This window comes from Craterilacuibacter sinensis (assembly GCF_009831765.1).
GTDB classification, from domain to species: domain Bacteria; phylum Pseudomonadota; class Gammaproteobacteria; order Burkholderiales; family Chromobacteriaceae; genus Craterilacuibacter; species Craterilacuibacter sinensis.
Map to the genome: position 1 here is coordinate 3,151 of NZ_WSSB01000016.1, position 16,311 is coordinate 19,461.

The 16,311-nt window shown below is 59.1% G+C and carries 15 protein-coding genes and 1 tRNA gene; 2 read left to right on the forward strand and 14 right to left on the reverse strand.

Going from position 1 to position 16,311, the window contains the following annotated elements:
* The first annotated feature begins 12 nt into the window (after nt 1–12).
* Nucleotides 13–99, forward strand: a tRNA-Leu gene (locus tag GQF02_RS14255).
* Between the two features lie 187 nt (nt 100–286).
* On the opposite strand, the gene GQF02_RS14260 is transcribed toward GQF02_RS14255, so the two are convergent.
* The 11 genes from GQF02_RS14260 to GQF02_RS14310 all read right to left on the reverse strand — a co-directional run bounded on the left by GQF02_RS14260 (nt 287) and on the right by GQF02_RS14310 (nt 11,522).
* Nucleotides 287–1,684: a sodium:proton antiporter gene (locus GQF02_RS14260; RefSeq protein WP_124736712.1), complete on the reverse strand. Its 1,398-nt coding sequence runs from the start codon at nt 1,682–1,684 to the stop codon at nt 287–289.
* Between the two features lie 71 nt (nt 1,685–1,755).
* On the reverse strand, nt 1,756–2,145 hold the full coding sequence (gene gloA / locus GQF02_RS14265; protein WP_160798021.1) for a lactoylglutathione lyase: 390 nt from the start codon (nt 2,143–2,145) through the stop codon (nt 1,756–1,758).
* Nucleotides 2,146–2,170: 25 nt separating this feature from the next.
* A complete protein-coding gene (locus tag GQF02_RS14270; RefSeq protein WP_160798023.1) occupies nt 2,171–2,869 on the reverse strand; it encodes a M48 family metallopeptidase in 699 nt (232 codons plus the stop codon).
* A complete protein-coding gene (locus tag GQF02_RS14275) occupies nt 2,847–3,626 on the reverse strand; it encodes a lysophospholipid acyltransferase family protein (protein ID WP_160798025.1) in 780 nt (259 codons plus the stop codon). The genes GQF02_RS14270 and GQF02_RS14275 overlap by 23 nt, the downstream gene beginning before the upstream one ends.
* Before the next feature lie 19 nt (nt 3,627–3,645).
* Nucleotides 3,646–4,182 carry a D-glycero-beta-D-manno-heptose 1,7-bisphosphate 7-phosphatase gene (gmhB, locus tag GQF02_RS14280; protein ID WP_124736708.1) on the reverse strand — a complete coding sequence of 179 codons (537 nt, stop codon included), beginning with the start codon at nt 4,180–4,182 and terminating at the stop codon, nt 3,646–3,648.
* Between the two features lie 95 nt (nt 4,183–4,277).
* Nucleotides 4,278–6,338, reverse strand: coding sequence for a glycine--tRNA ligase subunit beta (glyS, locus tag GQF02_RS14285; RefSeq protein ID WP_124736714.1), 2,061 nt, complete (start codon nt 6,336–6,338; stop codon nt 4,278–4,280).
* Nucleotides 6,339–6,340: 2 nt separating this feature from the next.
* Nucleotides 6,341–6,766, reverse strand: a complete 426-nt coding sequence (locus GQF02_RS14290) for a surface-adhesin E family protein (protein WP_124736707.1) — start codon at nt 6,764–6,766, stop codon at nt 6,341–6,343.
* Nucleotide 6,767: 1 nt separating this feature from the next.
* Nucleotides 6,768–7,661, reverse strand: coding sequence for a glycine--tRNA ligase subunit alpha (gene glyQ, locus GQF02_RS14295; RefSeq protein ID WP_124736706.1), 894 nt, complete (start codon nt 7,659–7,661; stop codon nt 6,768–6,770).
* 114 nt (nt 7,662–7,775) lie between these two features.
* The gene (gene hemG / locus GQF02_RS14300; RefSeq protein WP_160798027.1) at nt 7,776–9,140 is read right to left on the reverse strand and encodes a protoporphyrinogen oxidase; all 1,365 of its coding nucleotides are present in this window, start codon (nt 9,138–9,140) and stop codon (nt 7,776–7,778) included.
* Between the two features lie 97 nt (nt 9,141–9,237).
* Nucleotides 9,238–10,263, reverse strand: a complete 1,026-nt coding sequence (gene tdh, locus GQF02_RS14305) for an L-threonine 3-dehydrogenase (RefSeq protein ID WP_160798029.1) — start codon at nt 10,261–10,263, stop codon at nt 9,238–9,240.
* A gap of 59 nt (nt 10,264–10,322) precedes the next feature.
* Nucleotides 10,323–11,522, reverse strand: a complete 1,200-nt coding sequence (locus GQF02_RS14310) for a glycine C-acetyltransferase (protein WP_124736703.1) — start codon at nt 11,520–11,522, stop codon at nt 10,323–10,325.
* Between the two features lie 523 nt (nt 11,523–12,045).
* Between GQF02_RS14310 and GQF02_RS14315 the strand changes: the two genes are divergently transcribed.
* The gene (locus tag GQF02_RS14315) at nt 12,046–12,912 is read left to right on the forward strand and encodes a hypothetical protein (protein WP_160798031.1); all 867 of its coding nucleotides are present in this window, start codon (nt 12,046–12,048) and stop codon (nt 12,910–12,912) included.
* Nucleotides 12,913–13,186: 274 nt separating this feature from the next.
* Here GQF02_RS14315 and hemB read toward each other — a convergent pair whose 3' ends face one another.
* From hemB to GQF02_RS14330, 3 genes are all read right to left on the reverse strand, one after another.
* A complete protein-coding gene (gene hemB / locus GQF02_RS14320) occupies nt 13,187–14,188 on the reverse strand; it encodes a porphobilinogen synthase (protein WP_124736356.1) in 1,002 nt (333 codons plus the stop codon).
* 4 nt (nt 14,189–14,192) lie between these two features.
* The gene (locus GQF02_RS14325; RefSeq protein WP_124736357.1) at nt 14,193–14,423 is read right to left on the reverse strand and encodes a hypothetical protein; all 231 of its coding nucleotides are present in this window, start codon (nt 14,421–14,423) and stop codon (nt 14,193–14,195) included.
* 109 nt (nt 14,424–14,532) lie between these two features.
* Entirely contained in the window at nt 14,533–16,176 is a 1,644-nt protein-coding gene (locus GQF02_RS14330) for an alanine/glycine:cation symporter family protein (RefSeq protein ID WP_328698632.1), read from the reverse strand.
* Nucleotides 16,177–16,311: the final 135 nt, after the last annotated feature.

Sequence of the window (16,311 nt, forward strand, 5' to 3'; positions counted from 1 at the left end):
ACAATTTGGCAGGCCCAGGTGGCGGAATTGGTAGACGCACTAGGTTCAGGTCCTAGCGCCCGCAAGGGTGTGGAAGTTCGAGTCTTCTCTTGGGCACCAACAGATATTTAAGTCATTGAGTTTTGCTCAATGGCTTTTTTATCGTCCATATTCTGCGCCCCCCTCTTCTATTTACTCTTCGCGCGAAACAAACCCGATAAAAAGCCCGACAAGCGCTAGCCTGCCGGGCAATCTTTACACCTTAATCAAGGCAGGCTTAAATTCAAACCCGCCCCGATCATTCCCATCAGAAGAATACCAGCGTCAGGATGCCGAATACCGGCAGCAGGAAGCAGATGGACCAGCCCATATAACCGAAGAAGCTAGGCATTTTCACGCCACGCTGTTCGGCAATGGCCTTGACCATAAAGTTGGGAGCATTACCGATATAGGTATTGGCACCCATAAAGACCGCACCCATGGAAATGGCCAGCAAGGTATCCGCCATCGGCCCCATCATGGTCTGTGCATCGCCATGTGCGAGGTTGAAGAACACCAGATAGGTCGGCGCATTATCCAGGAAGCTGGACAAGATACCCGTCATCCAGAAATACATGGTATCGATCGGCGCACCCGAACTGTCCGACACCATATGTACCAATGGTGCCAGATGGCCATCGGTACCGGCCTTGAGAATGGCAATCACCGGTGCGATGGTGACAAAGATACCGGCAAACAGCTTGCCGACTTCCAGAATCGGGTCCCAGTTGAAATCGTTTCCGGCACGCACCTGCTTGGGCGTCAGTTTCAGCGAGACCGCCGCAATCATCAGCAACAGCACATCGCGTACGATATTCTGCAGTTCCCAATGCGTACCCATCACGTCAAAACTGATACCCGGCTTCCAGAAACCGGACAGCAGCACACCACCGACAACCCCTGCCAGCAGGAAGAAGTTGAACTTGCCGTGGATCTTGATCGGGCTGTCCTTGGTCTTGTCGACCGGGTTCACACCATCCTTGGCAAAGAAATAGCTATCGACGGCAAAGAAAATAGCCAGCAGGGAGAGCGAAGTCAGCAGCACCGGCAAGGCCATATGCTGCAAGGTCCAGCCGAAGGTCACACCCTTGAGGAAGCCAAGGAAGAGCGGCGGATCACCCAGCGGGGTCAGACCGCCGCCGACGTTGGCAACCAGGAAGATGAAGAACACGACCACATGCACATTGTGCTTGCGGTTGTCGTTGGCCTTGAGCAAGGGGCGGATCAGCAGCATCGCCGCACCGGTGGTCCCCATAATGGAAGCCAGCACGGTACCGATAGCCAGAATCGTGGTATTGAGCTTGGGCGAGCCATGCAGATTGCCCCAGATCAGAATCCCGCCCGACACCGTATAAAGGGCAAACAGCAGGATAATAAACGGGATGTACTCGGCAATCATCGCATGCACGACAACAGACAACGCCATACCAAAGCCGAAGACGGCAATAAACGGCACCAGAAACAGCACGGTCCACATCGCGGTAATCTTGCCGAAGTGGTGATGCCAGAAACCCGGGGCAAAAATAGGGAACAGCGCAATCGACAGCAGGATGCCGGCAAACGGCAGACCCCAAATCAGACTCAGCGTCGAACCATCCAGATCCGCTGCCTGCGCCAATGCCGGCAACAGCGCAAGACTCGCTGCTGTAAGCAAGGTTTTAATCATTATGTCTCCTAAAGTGGCAAGCCCTTTAGCCGGGCTTGCCGATTAACCCGGCCAATAAGGCCGGACACCATTTACTGAGTACCCTTCTGGATAAACTCAATTTTATAACCATCCGGATCTTCGACAAAGGCAATGACGGTAGAGCCATGCTTCATCGGACCGGCTTCACGCACCACCTTGCCACCCTTGGCGCGTACCGCATCGCAGGCAACATAGGCGTCATCCACTTCTACCGCCAGATGGCCGAAGGCATCACCCAGCGCATAGGATGCCGTATCCCAGTTATGGGTCAGCTCCAGCACCGTGCCCGATGTCTCGTCACCATAGCCGACAAAGGCCAGGGTAAAACGGCCCTCCGGATAATCGCTACGACGCAGCAACTTCATCCCCAGCACGTCCTGATAAAACGCCAGCGAGTGCTCAAGATTGCCAACGCGCAGCATGGTATGCAGTAAACGCATGATGTCTCTCCTATACGAAAACCGTTCAGCCCAGACTAAACAGTTGATTACCATGCGCCTTGAGCCAGTCGCGCCCTGTCTGCCAAGCCGGCAGCAGGCGCGCAACCTCAGCCCAGAACGCAGGCGAATGATTCAAATGAGCCAGATGAGCCAGCTCGTGTGCCATCACATAATCCAGCACAAAGGCTGGCGCCTGAATCAGGCGCCAGTTAAGGCGCACCTTGCCAGCTGCAGTGCAGGAGCCCCAGCGGGTGCGCGCGCCAGACAACTGCCAGCCCTGCATCTGGCGGGCAAGCCTTGCTGCAAACACGGCCAGCCGGGCGGGATACTCCAGTGCCGCTTGCCGGCTTAAGGCCCGCGCCAGCGCGGCACGCAATAGTTCTGGCTCAGCTTCGCCGGACAAACCGTAAACCCGCGCTTCGGTTTCATCCAGCACCACCCGCTGCCGAGTCCCGCCGCAAAAAACAATGGGCAGCTGCCTGCCCATCAGAAGCACACTCTCCGGCAGCAAGGCCTTAGCCTGCGCCAAAGCGCGCTGTTGCTGCCAATGGTGACGTATCCAGTTCGTGCGCTGAATCAGCAGGTCGCGGATATAAGTCACCGGCACTTGCGGGTGGGCTACAACCTCCAGTGCATCATGGCGCATACGCAAGGCAATGCTTTTACGCGGGCGGCGCAAGATGACGACCGCCAGTTCGCCCTCAGGCAGAATGAGCGAGCGCAATGCGTGCCTGCTTTTCATCGGGGTGAGCACAAGGGCCGACGCCACCGATTTCGCGCTGACGCGCCTCAATCCACTCGCCCACCTGTGCCATCATGGCTTCCGGCCCCATCTCGTCACACGGATAAACAGGTTTGCCGATAACCAGCGTAATCTCGCCCGGATGCTTGATGAAGGCATTGCGCGGCCAGAATTCGCCGGCATTGTGCGCTACCGGCACCAAAGGCATATCCAGTTGCTTAGACATGCGCGCCGCACCGGGGCGATATTTACCCACCACCCCGGGACGAATGCGCGTCCCTTCGGGAAAGACGGTAATCCAGAAGCCGTGGCGCTTACGCTCCAGACCTTGCTGCTGCATGCGCCGGTTGGCATTGGAGCGATCGGAGCGATTGATCATGATGGCGTTCATCAGCCACAAGCCCCAGCCAAAAAACGGCACCCATAGCAGCTCGCGCTTGGCGACATAAATCTGATCCGGAAAAATCTTTTGCAGCGCCAGCGTCTCCCAGCCCGACTGGTGCTTGGAGCAGATAATCGATGGCACATCGGGAATGTTTTCTTGCCCGATCACCCGGTACTTGAGGCCGACTACATGCTCAAGTACCCATAACAACATCAGCGCCCACGACTTGCCGAAAATATGACGCCGCCGCCGGGGCAGCCAGGCACAGACAAACAGCGCAGTAAAGCACAGCGGTGTCAGCACGATCACCGCCAGCCAGTAAACCAGATTGCGAATTAACAGCCCCAGGGTCATGCGCCTACTCCGTCATGCATCAGCCAGCGATCAAATGGGTCGCCGCTTCAAATAGATTGTCAAATACCAGTGTACCGGCCGGCAAATTGCCGGCGGCCAGTGTTTTTTCACCCTTGCCGGTGCGTACCAGAATAGGCTGCCCCCCCACAGCGGCAATCGCCTCCAGGTCGCGCAGGCTGTCGCCTATCATCGGCAAGCCTTCCAGCCTGACATTGAAACGCTCGGCGATGTCCTGCACCATGCCCGGCATCGGCTTGCGGCAGCCGCATTTATCATTGGCGGTATGCGGGCAGATAAAGACGGCATCGATGCGCCCGCCAGCCTGATTGACCAGGCGGTGCATTTTTTCATGCATGGCATTCAGCGCATGCACATCGAACAGGCCGCGGCCTATGCCCGACTGGTTGGTTGCCACCACCACATGCCAGCCGGACTGGGTCAGGTTGGCGACCGCTTCCAGACTCTTGTCCAGCGGTATCCATTCCAGCGTGTTTTTGACGAAATCGTCGCGATCCTGATTGATCACGCCGTCGCGGTCGAGAATGACGAGTTTCATAGTTGGGGATCAGGGAACCGGGATCAGGGAATCGGAACACCGGTGGTCAACACCGGCATCCCAGCTCCCTCATCCCCTCCCTGACCCCTGCCTCCTTAGTCGGCCAACAAGGAAATGTCGGCTACACGGTTAAACAGCTCGGCCAGACGCGACAGCAAGGCAATGCGGTTGGCGCGCACGGCTGCGTCGTCTGCCATCACCATCACGCCGTCGAAGAAAGCATCGACCGGTGTTTTCAGGCTGGACAACTGTGCCAGGGCACCGGCAAAGTCATGCGCGGCAAACTTGGCATCCACCTCGGGCGCAATCGCCTCGATCGCGGCAAACAGCGCACGCTCGGCGTCCTCGGCAAACAAGGCCGGATTCACCGCACCGATGTCGCCCTCGGCTTTTTTCAGGATGTTTTTCACCCGTTTATTGGCCGCCGCCAGCGTGGCCGCTTCCGGCAATGCCTTAAACTCGGCCACCGCTGCCAGCACCGCACGCACTTCGTCCAGACGGCTAGGCGTCAGCGACAGCACGGCATCGATCTCGTCGCCCTTGTAATCGGCGGCGAGGAAATGCTTGAGGCGCTCCAGACTGAAGGCGAACACTTCGTCTGCTGTCGCGTCCGACAACAGACCCGCCGGGAATACGGCCGCCGTTTCGGCAATGATGTCCTTCAGATCCAGCGGCGACGCCAGCACCATGCGCAGCACGCCCAAGGCGGCGCGACGCAGTGCAAACGGGTCTTTATCGCCGGTCGGAATCAAGCCTATGCCCCAGATGCCGACAATAGACTCGAGCTTGTCAGCCAAAGCGACCGCCGTCGCCACATCACTTTGCGGCAAGGTATCACCGGCAAAACGCGGGTGGTAATGGCCTTCAATCGCCTGTGCCACGACAGCGCTTTCGCCATCATGCGAGGCGTAATACATGCCCATCACGCCTTGCAGCTCAGGGAACTCGCCCACCATATCGGTCACGAGGTCAGCCTTGGCCAGACGCGCGGCGCGGCGCGCAGCGTCGACATCGGCGCCCAGCTTGGCGGCAAATACGCCGGCCAGCGTTTCCAGGCGCGCGACGCGCTCCAGCTGCGAGCCGATCTTGTTGTGGTAGACCACGCCGGAGAGTTTCTCCAGACGCGAGGCCAGCGGCAGCTTCTGGTCCTGCTCGAAGAAGAACTTGGCATCCGACAGGCGCGCGCGCAATACGCGCTCGTTGCCCTGAATCACATGCGAAGGATCGGCCGCCTCGATATTCGACACCAGCAAGAAGCGGTTCATCAGCTTGCCGGCACGGTCCAACAGCGGGAAGTACTTCTGGTTCTGCTGCATGGTCAGAATCAGGCATTCCTGCGGCACCTTGAGGAACTCGGCTTCGAAGCCGGCTTCCAGCACCACCGGCCACTCCACCAGCGCACACACTTCATCGATCAGCGCATCATCGGCAGCAATCGTTGCGCCCAGTACGGCGGCAGCATCATGCAGGCGCTTGGCGATCAGCTCGCGCCGCGCCACAAAGCTGGCAACAACCTTGCCCGCATCAAACAGGGTACGCGCATAGCTGTCGGCCGACTCGACCAGCACTTCGCCTTCGCTCATAAAGCGGTGGCCACGGGTGGCGTTGCGGCTCTTCAGCCCCAGCACTTCGCCTTCGACCACGGTTTCGCCCCACAACATCATCAGGCCATGCACCGGACGCACGAACATATGGTCGCTATCGCCCCAGTGCATCAGCTTGGGGGCCGGCAGCTTTTTCATCGCCAGCTCAACGACGGCGGTCAGTACTGCCGACAGGCTCTCGCCCGGCTTGACGCTCTGGTAGGCGTACACATCCTGCTTGCCATCGTTCAGCGTGATCAGCTCGGACACGGCCACACCGCAGGAGCGGGCAAAACCTTCCAGCGCCTTGGACGGCTGGCCGTCCTTCATGCCGGCGGCGAGCGACGGGCCTTTCTTGACCAGCGTCTGCTCGGGCTGCAGATTGAGCACATCAGGCAGGCTCACCGCCAGGCGGCGCGGGCTGGCAAACACGGTAGCGACGGCATCGGCATCGACAAACGCCATGCGCTTGAGTTCGCTACTGATGGTGTCGGCAAAACTGGCCGCCAGTTTTTGCAACGCCTTGGGCGGCAACTCCTCGGTGAGGAGTTCGATAAGCAACGTGGCTTTCATAGTCATTGTATTTTCTTGCTCTGAGCGGTTCGTCCAAGCCGGCACACCTCGCGCATCATCGCGGCGGCGACCGACCCCTGATCTACGGGCTGCCAGGCCCAGTCGTATTCCGGCAAGGGGAACATCTGCGTATAGACATTCCGGCCGGAGGCGGTATAGAAATTGGCGCCGACAAAGACATACTGGTATTTGCTGCAATCAGCCCAGCCGCTCAAACGGCGGATGTGGTAACTGATGCCCAGCTTGGCATCCTTCTGGCGCAGGGTGAACCGCTCCTGGTTGACGAAGTGGATCCTGCCGTTTTCGCGCCAGATGGAAGCCGGGTCTATCGCCAGTTGCAAGGCAGCCCCGTCCTCGTACACCAGCCAGTTGTCAGCCAGCACGGGCGTGCTGGCCAGACACAAAGACAGGAGAATCCGGTTTTTCACTTCAATCGGCCTTGGGGCACATCGGGAAACCCAGTGCCTCGCGCGACGCGTAATAAGCCTGCGCCACACCGCGCGACAGGGTACGCACGCGGCCGATATAGGCGGCGCGTTCGGTCACCGAAATGGCACCGCGCGCATCCAGCAGGTTGAAGCTGTGACCGGCCTTGAGCACCATTTCGTAAGCCGGCAACGCCAGCGGAATCTCCAGCAGGCGTTTGGCTTCGGATTCGTAGTAGCTGAACAGCTCGAACAGCTTGTCGACGTTGGCGTATTCGAAGTTGTAGGTCGACTGCTCGACCTCGTTCTGGTGATAAACGTCGCCATACGTCACGCGCTGGCCGTTCGGATACACCGTCCACAGCAGGTCGTAAACGTTTTCCACGCCCTGCAGATACATGGCCAGACGTTCGATACCGTAGGTAATCTCACCCAGCACCGGCTTGCAATCGAGGCCGCCAACCTGCTGGAAGTAAGTGAACTGGGTCACTTCCATACCGTTCAGCCAGACTTCCCAACCCAGACCCCATGCGCCCAGAGTCGGATTTTCCCAGTCGTCTTCGACAAAACGGATGTCGTGGATGGTCGGATCGATGCCCAGTACCTTGAGCGAGCCCAGATACAGCTCCTGAATATTGTCAGGGCTAGGCTTCAACGCCACCTGGAACTGGTAGTAATGCTGCAGGCGGTTCGGGTTTTCACCATAGCGCCCATCCTTGGGACGGCGCGAAGGCTGGACATAGGCCGCGTTCCAAGGTTCGGGGCCGATTGCGCGCAGGCAGGTGGCCGGATGCGAAGTTCCGGCGCCCACCTCCATATCGAAGGGCTGCATAAGCACGCAGCCCTGCTGGCTCCAATAATTCTGCAGCGTAAGGATGATTTCCTGGAAGGTCAGCATGGCGTGTCAGTATGAAAGAATCAAACGTCGATTCTAACGGTTCAGGACGGCGGGGAAAAGCAAACGGCAGGGAAGAAGCCCCTGCCGTGGTAGGAAAACCGCTTATTTACCCAATCAGGGCAGAGAAGGCGAAGCGCCAGCCAGCTGCAAGGCAAGCTTCTTACCCTTGTCCATACAATCGGGCACCGATACGCCATCGAGAAAACTTGCACACACATGAATACCGCGCGCAGCCAGACGCTTGGCCGCGACGCGGGCGGCCAGCACTTCCACGCTGCCTTGGGCGATAGCCTCGGGCCAGCGCACAACCACCTGCCCGCAAGCTTCGCCCTCTACGCCAAACAAGTCCGCCAGCTCCCGATTCAGGCGCGCCAGCAACTCTTCATCGGCAAGGGCGGCATGCGCGGCATACTGCGCGCCGCCGACAAAGCTGGTAATCAGCATCTCGCCCTCGGCACAGCGCCCCGGATACAGCGCCCCGGTCATCAAATGACCGGCGGCAAAAGCGCCCTCCGCTGCCGGATTCAAGCCGCCAAAACCTTCTAGCGGGCGCATCACCTGTGTGCAACGCAAGCGCGTGACCACCACCGTCATCGGCGCATAGCGGATGGCCGCGAAAGCAGCCGCCGCCTCGGCATCGATCTCCTCCAACAGGCGCGCCGCCCCGAAAGCGGGCAAAGCCAGCACCACCTGCTCTGCCAGATGGCTCTGCCCCCCGGCCTCGACTTGCCAGTGCGCACCACTTGGGCGCAAGGCCGTCACCGGGCAGCTCAAGCGTACATCCAGCGTACGCGCCAGCGCGCGCGGCAGGCTTTCCAGACCGCCAGAGAGCGAATAGGTATTACGCCGCTGCATGCCGCCCTTCAGTGCTTTGCGCAACATGCCGCCGCTGATTGAACCGGCCGTACGCTCGACCTCGGCCAGTACGCCCAGGGTTTCATCGATCAGCAACTGTTCGGGGTCACCGGCAAACACGCCGCCGACAAAGGGATTCACCGCCTTGGCCAGCACCTCGTCCCCCAGCCGGCGGCGGAAAAAGCCGGCCACGGTTTCGGGGCGGGTGGCCGGACGGTTGCGCCGGAACGGCTCGCTCAGCATGCGCCACTTGGCACCCATACTGAAAAAGTCGCCAAACAGCAGCGCACCGGGCCCGCCAGGCAGACGGCGATAACGCCCCTGGCTTAGCACAAAGCGGTGGCGCGACTGTGCCGACGGATACTCGACCTGTAGCCCCAGTTCCGCCAGCCACGCCAGATGCGCGTCTCCAGCCATCAGGGTATTGGGGCCAGCTTCAAACAGCGCACCGTTCTGGCCAAGGGTACGGATCTTGCCGCCCACCCGTTCGCCAGACTCGAATACGCGCACCGTCATGCCCTGCCCGGCCATAAACCAGGCCACAGACAGCCCGGAGATACCGGCGCCGACGACCGCCACGTGCAATGGCGAAAGGGGGAAAGTCTGCAGTGTATTGTCGTTCATTGTGTCAGCATGCCAGAAGATGGCATTTTGCCCGTTGATAAGCATCAAGGCCGGCATCACGCGACACCGGCCTTGATGGGTAAAGCCAGAAAAACGCTTATTGCCAGTCGAGAATGACCTTGCCGCTCTGGCCCGACAGCATGGCCTCGAAGCCCTGCTCGAAATCATCCACCTTGTAGTGGTGAGTAATGATAGGGGTGATATCGAGGCCGGACTGGATCAGCGCCACCATCTTGTACCAGGTCTCGAACATCTCGCGCCCGTAGATGCCCTTGATCTCGAGGCCCTTGAAGATCACCTGATTCCAGTCAATGGCGGTATCCGCCGGCGGAATACCCAGCAGCGCGATCTTGCCGCCGTTATTCATCACCTCCAGCATCTGGCGGAAGGCATGTGGGTTGCCCGACATCTCGAGGCCGACATCGAAGCCCTCGCACATATGCAGCTCGCCCATCACCTGCTTCAGATCTTCCTTCGCCACATTGACCGCACGGCTGGCGCCCATCTTGCGGGCCAGATCCAGGCGGTACTCGTTGACATCGGTCACCACCACATGGCGCGCGCCGACATGGCGGGCGACGGCCACCGCCATAATGCCGATCGGGCCGGCACCGGTAATCAGCACGTCTTCACCGACCATATTGAAGCTCAAGGCGGTATGCACGGCATTGCCGAACGGATCGAAAACCGCCGCCAGATCATCCGAGATGCCTTCGGGAATCGGGAAGGCATTGAAAGCCGGAATCACCAGATACTCGGCAAAAGCACCGGCACGGTTGACGCCGACGCCGATGGTGTTGCGGCACAGGTGGCGACGCCCGGCGCGACAGTTGCGGCAGTGGCCGCAGGTAATATGGCCCTCACCGGACACGCGATCGCCGATATTGAAGCCCTTCACCTCCGAACCCATGCCAGCGACGACGCCGACGTATTCGTGACCGACATGCATCGGCACCGGGATGGTCTTTTGCGACCACTCGTCCCAGTTCCAGATATGGATGTCGGTGCCGCAGATCGCCGTCTTGGTAATCTTGATCAGCAAATCGTTGTGACCGACTTCGGGCATAGGCACATCGGTCATCACCAGACCGGGAGCGCGCTCAAGCTTGGCAAGTGCTTTCATTTTTACATCCTTCTTTATCGATGGCCGCAGCAAGGATCGCCCGCTGCGGCGCGGCAAGCTTAAATCACGCCCAGTTCGCGGCCGACCTTGGTAAAGGCGGCGACCACACGGTCGATCTGCTCGGGCGTATGTGCGGCGGACATCTGGGTACGGATGCGCGCCTTGCCCTTGGGCACGACAGGGAAGGAGAAGCCGACTACATAAATGCCTTCTTTCAGCAGTGCAGCCGACATTTCCCCGGCCAGACGCGCGTCGCCCAGCATCACCGGAATAATAGGATGCTCACCCGGCACCAGGGTAAAGCCGGCCGCGCTCATCGCCGTGCGGAAATGCTCGGCATTGCGCTTGAGCGCAGCGCGCAGTTGTGCGCCCTCTTCGCTGGCCAGTATTTCCAGCACGCGAATGCTGGCGGCGGTAATGGCCGGTGCCAGCGAGTTGGAAAAGAGATAGGGGCGCGAGCGCTGGCGCAACAGCTCGACAATCGCCTTGCGTCCCGATACATAACCGCCGGAAGCCCCGCCCAGCGCCTTGCCCAGCGTACCGGTGTAGATATCGATACGGTCGGAGACGCCGCAGCGCTCGGGCGTACCGGCACCGGTTTCACCGATAAAGCCCACCGCGTGCGAGTCATCCACCATCACCAGCGCACCGTAACGGTCGGCCAGATCACAGATGGACTTGAGGTCGGCGATAATGCCGTCCATCGAGAACACGCCATCGGTCACGATCAGCTTATAACGGGCACCGGCCGCTTCGGCTGCCTGCAGCTGCGCCTCAAGGTCGGCCATATCGTTATTGGCATAACGGAAACGCTTGGCCTTGCACAGGCGCACGCCATCGATAATCGAAGCATGATTCAGCGCATCCGAAATCACCGCATCGTGCTCATCCAGCAGTGTCTCGAACACACCGCCGTTGGCATCGAAGCAGCTGGAGTAAAGGATGGTGTCGTCGGTATCCAGAAAAGCCGAGATGGCGGACTCAAGCTTCTTGTGCACGCTTTGCGTACCGCAGATGAAGCGCACCGAGGCACAGCCATAACCATAATCATCCAGACCCTGCTTGGCAGCGGCGATCAGGCGGGCATCATCGGCCAGACCCAGATAATTGTTGGCACAGAAATTCAACACATGCTGGCCGCCGGCCAGCGTCACATCGGCGCTTTGCGGCGAATCGATCACGCGTTCGGGTTTTTCAAAACCGTCGGCGCGAATATGGGCCAGCGTCGCCTCAAGATGGGCAAGATAGGTTCTGTTCATGGCATCCTTGTCCGAATAAGCACTGTGTATTTAGGCACGGCCGGCATCGATACGCTGAGTCAAGCGTAGCCGCGCAGGAGCGTCAGAATACGCGCAGAACGGCATATTTGAAAGCAAGCATATGCTTCACAACAGAGATTGATGCCAGCGGACAGACTTGGAGGCGGGTTAGCCTGATAGGCCGTCACCCGCCACCGTCCAGAGATATGGCGACACCCGGTGGGTTGCTCCACCTTCGATGTCTAACCCACCCTATCGCGCGCTCCGGTGAGTATGAAAAAAGCGCAAATACCGCCACAGCAGTTTGACGTAAGCATATAAGGCAGGTGTAATACCGTAAACACAGCTATCGCTCTAGCAACTTAGCTGCAGTCCCGTCTGAATGTGTATATCCCGGCATGAATGCCTTCATGTGCTTAAGAAACCATTCTCAACAACGGCAATGTGCATGGTTATGCACATGAATCAATCTGATATGCACCGGATAGGGTGTGTACATTTAACGTAAGGCACCTAGCACCCCATGTCCGATACCGGCGAGAAGGCAACACCGTTCACATCCGGCAGCAAGCTCTACCACGAGCGGGCGCGTGCCGCACTGCCAATCCTGGTGCGCCAAGCCGAGGCGGGACAGTCCTTGTCCTACTCTGACCTCGCCACCGAGCTAGAGATGCCCAATGCGAGAAATCTAAACTTTGTCCTTGGCAGCGTCGGTGAAACGCTCGACGAACTATCCAAGTCCTGGCCGCAGCGCATCCCACCCATACAGTGTCTCGTCGTCAACAAGCAGACAGGACTTCCCGGCGACGGGGTCAGTTGGTTCCTTGTCGACAAGGCAGGCTACACGAAACTGCCTCTGTCTCAGAAACGGACGGTGCTCAAGGGCGAACTCAGCCATGTCTTTGCGTATCCCGGCTGGCGCCACGTTCTGGCAGCCTTGGAACTCCAGCCCGTCACTCAACAATACGATTCACTCCTGGCCGAAGCTGCGTCATTTCGCGGCGGTGGTGAAAGCGACGATCACCGTCGCCTGAAAGAGTATGTCGCACTGCATCCGGAGCTGGTTGGGCTTCCAGCCTCTTCACAACACGGTGAGACAGAGCACTCACTCCCGTCTGGTGACTCAATCGACGTCTCGTTCCGAAATGGAGACACGTGGGTTGCAGTCGAAGTAAAGTCGGCACTTTCGCCAGCTGCTGATCTTGTGCGAGGAATCTATCAATGCGTAAAGTACCGAGCTGTAATGGAAGCAGTGTTCGCTGCCAAGTCACTGACGGTAAATGTGAGAGCCGTCCTCGTGCTTCAGGCCACGCTTCCACCAGTGCTTGTACCGTTGCGCAACACGCTGGGAATCGAAGTCGTTGAAAACGTGTTGCCCACAGGAGTCTAACCCTTCCATCGATGGGACAGCTTCCGGCCTACGGCCTACAGCGGCCCCTCATGTCAAACGTTAGGCATCGCACACGTAGGGCGGGTTAGGCCAAAGGCCGTAACCCGCCATCGAGCAGAGACATGGCCACACCCGGTGGGTTACGCCACCTCCAGTGGCTAACCCACCCTACCGCTCCCCCAACAACGAACCGCCCCGCAAGCATTGCCTGCGGGGCGGTTTGGTCGTTTTACGCCTCCATATAAATCGAAGAGGCGCGAACGGCGGAGGTGCACTACGCCTTGAGCAGTCGGGCGGCGTCGAGCGCGAAGTAGGTGAGGATGCCGTCGGCGCCGGCGCGCTTGAACGCCAGCAGGCTTTCCAGCATGCACTTTTCTTCATTCAGCCAGCCGTTTTGTGCAGCCGCCTTGAGCATCGCGTATTCGCCCGATACCTGATAGGCGTAAGTCGGCACGCGGAAGGTGTCTTTCACGCGGCGGATCACGTCCAGGTAAGGCATGCCCGGCTTGACCATGATGATGTCGGCGCCCTCCTCCAGATCCATGGCTACTTCCTGGATCGCTTCGTCCAGATTGGCCGGGTCCATCTGGTAGCTGTATTTGTCGGCCTTGCCCAGATTGCCGGCGCTGCCTACCGCATCGCGGAACGGGCCATAAAAGCTGGAGGCGTACTTGGCCGAGTAGGCAAAGATCTTGGTATGGATAAAGCCTTCTTCTTCCAGCGCCTCGCGGATCGCTCCGATGCGCCCATCCATCATGTCGGACGGGCCGACCATATCGGCACCGGCCTCGGCATGACAGAGCGCCTGCTTGACCAGAATGGCGGTGGTCTCGTCATTAAGCACGTAGCCCGCGTCATCGATCAGCCCGTCCTGGCCATGGATGGTGTAAGGATCAAGCGCCACATCGGTCATCAGGCCCAGTTCGGGAAAGCGCGACTTCAGCTCGCGCACCACGGTCGGCACCAGCCCGTCCGGGTTGTAGGCTTCGGTGGCTTCGTTGTTTTTGCCGGTCTCGATCACAGGGAAGATGGACAGCATCGGGATGCCGAGCTTGAGCGCTTCTTCAGCGGTATACAGCAATTTATCCAGACTCTGGCGCGTCACGCCCGGCATTGACGACACCGCCTGTTCGCGATTCTCGCCTTCCAGCACAAACACCGGATAGATCAGATCATTGGTGGTGAGCACGTTTTCACGCATCAGACGGCGCGAAAACTCGTCCTTGCGCATGCGGCGCAAACGGGTAGCTGGAAAATAGCGGTTGGCAAAAATCATGAACTTACCTTTCTGTCTGGCCGGCCGGCGGCTGGGGCTCGGCATCGGTATGCGGGTCGTTATCCTGGTCTTCGGTGTCCAGTGCCTCATTGCGCCGGTAAGTGCCCGGGCTGACGCCGGGCGGCAACACCGGTGGCGGCTCTTGCCGCGCCAGCCGTGCCAGCGTACCGACCACCATGACAAAGGGGGCGGCGGCAACCACACACCAGAACCAGGTTGAATGCAGAAAATCCATGCGCGCTCCCGGACAATAGAAAAACCGGGGCAAGCCCCGGTCAGGACGCAGGAATTGTATTCCCATCAGCTAACAGCGGCCACCCTGCGTAAGCGGCCGCGGGGAAAACTTATTGCTGATGCAAAGGCTGCTTGCCTGCAGCCTGGCGCTGCTCGTCTTCCAGATTGTCCTCGGCGCGATGACCTGTCCAGTAGTCGGCGTTCTTGATGCCGAGCCTTTCCGGATGGAATACCGGGTCCAGACCCTGTGCACGCTGTGCCTCATAATCGCGCAACGCGATAAAGGCCGGCTTTTGCAGCATCAGGATGGCGGCAATATTCAGCCAGGCCATCAGGCCGACACCGATGTCACCCATACCCCAGGCCAGATCGGCGGTTTTTACCGTGCCATATACCGTGGCTGCCATCAGGGCGACCTTCAGCACAAAAGTCAGCCATGGGCGCTGAACCTTGCGGCTGAGATAGGCAATATTGGTCTCAGCAATGTAGTAGTAAGCAACAATCGTGGTAAAGGCGAAGAAGAACAAGGCCGTCGCGACAAAAATGGAACCGAAGCCCGGCATGATGTGTTCCATCGCGGTCTGCACATAGCCCGGGCCGGCAGCCACACCAGCAATACCGGTGTAAAGCGCCTGCCCATCCGGACCTTGCACATTGTACTGGCCGGTAATCAGCAGCATGAATGCGGTCGCCGAGCACACGAACAGGGTGTCGATATACACCGAGAAAGCCTGCACCAGACCCTGCTTGGCCGGGTGGGACACGGCAGCAGCACTGGACGCGTGCGGGCCGGTACCCTGACCGGCTTCATTGGAGTAGACGCCGCGCTTCACACCCCACTGGATAGCCATACCCAGGATCGCGCCAAAGCCTGCTTCCATGCCAAAAGCGCTCTTGAAGATCAGTGCGAGTACACCCGGCAACATATGGATGTTAAGCGCGATGATCACACAGGCCACGATGATGTAGCCCAGCGCCATAAACGGCACAACGATCTCGGCAAACGACGCGATACGCTTCACGCCACCAAAGATGATAAAGCCCAGAATAATGGCGAGGATGGCGGCGGTGACGGTGGCTTCCAGACCGAAAGCCGACTGCAGGCCGGCCGCAATGGAGTTGGCCTGCACGCCCGGCAGCAGCACACCGCAGGCAAAAATGGTCACCAGCGCAAACACGACGGCGTAGCGCTTCATGCCCAGACCCTTCTCGATATAGAAGGCCGGACCGCCGCGATACTGGCCGTCGATTTTTTCCTTGTAGATCTGGCCCAGGGTCGACTCGACAAAGGCCGAGCTCGCGCCCAGAAAGGCGACCATCCACATCCAGAACACGGCGCCCGGGCCACCAAAGGTGATCGCGGTTGCCACACCGGCGATATTGCCGGTACCGACCCGGCCGGCCAGCGTCATCGCCAGCGCCTGAAAAGACGACACGCCCGCATCCGAGCTCTTGCCGTCAAACATCAGCCGTATCATTTCCTTTAAGTGGCGCACCTGCAAGAATCGCCCGCGCAGGGAAAAATACAGGCCCACCCCCAGGCACAGATAAATCAGCGCCGGACTCCAGATAATGCCATTGGCGGCGTTCACGAATTCGTTCATATCAGTTTCTGCTCTCTTCTCGTCCTGTTGCCCCTGCCTGGGGTAGTGGCTCATGGCCACGCCTGCCGGCAAGACCGGTTGCCGGATGAATACCGTCGAATGGATAAAATAGACAGTACACACCCACAGCAAGACGGAAGATAGCGTCACTTGAGCTATTTATGCAAATAAAGTTTTACATACCCAGGTTTAAGCGCCATAAAAAGCCCGATAACGCTTCTCCCCAGCGCGATACCACAAAAATAAAAACGGCAGCCATCTGGCTGCCGTTGCTATATAAGGACA

Excerpts from the sequence above, each read along its gene's own strand:
- GQF02_RS14260 (WP_124736712.1), bottom strand. The coding sequence starts at position 1,684 with ATGATTAAAACCTTGCTTACAGCAGCGAGTCTTGCGCTGTTGCCGGCA.
- glyQ (WP_124736706.1), bottom strand. The coding sequence starts at position 7,661 with ATGCTGACCTTCCAGGAAATCATCCTTACGCTGCAGAATTATTGGAGC.
- GQF02_RS14325 (WP_124736357.1), bottom strand. The coding sequence starts at position 14,423 with ATGGATTTTCTGCATTCAACCTGGTTCTGGTGTGTGGTTGCCGCCGCC.
- gloA (WP_160798021.1), bottom strand. The coding sequence starts at position 2,145 with ATGCGTTTACTGCATACCATGCTGCGCGTTGGCAATCTTGAGCACTCG.
- hemG (WP_160798027.1), bottom strand. The coding sequence starts at position 9,140 with ATGAACGACAATACACTGCAGACTTTCCCCCTTTCGCCATTGCACGTG.
- GQF02_RS14275 (WP_160798025.1), bottom strand. The coding sequence starts at position 3,626 with ATGACCCTGGGGCTGTTAATTCGCAATCTGGTTTACTGGCTGGCGGTG.
- hemB (WP_124736356.1), bottom strand. The coding sequence starts at position 14,188 with ATGATTTTTGCCAACCGCTATTTTCCAGCTACCCGTTTGCGCCGCATG.
- tdh (WP_160798029.1), bottom strand. The coding sequence starts at position 10,263 with ATGAAAGCACTTGCCAAGCTTGAGCGCGCTCCCGGTCTGGTGATGACC.
- gmhB (WP_124736708.1), bottom strand. The coding sequence starts at position 4,182 with ATGAAACTCGTCATTCTCGACCGCGACGGCGTGATCAATCAGGATCGC.
- GQF02_RS14315 (WP_160798031.1), top strand. The coding sequence starts at position 12,046 with ATGTCCGATACCGGCGAGAAGGCAACACCGTTCACATCCGGCAGCAAG.
- GQF02_RS14310 (WP_124736703.1), bottom strand. The coding sequence starts at position 11,522 with ATGAACAGAACCTATCTTGCCCATCTTGAGGCGACGCTGGCCCATATT.
- glyS (WP_124736714.1), bottom strand. The coding sequence starts at position 6,338 with ATGAAAGCCACGTTGCTTATCGAACTCCTCACCGAGGAGTTGCCGCCC.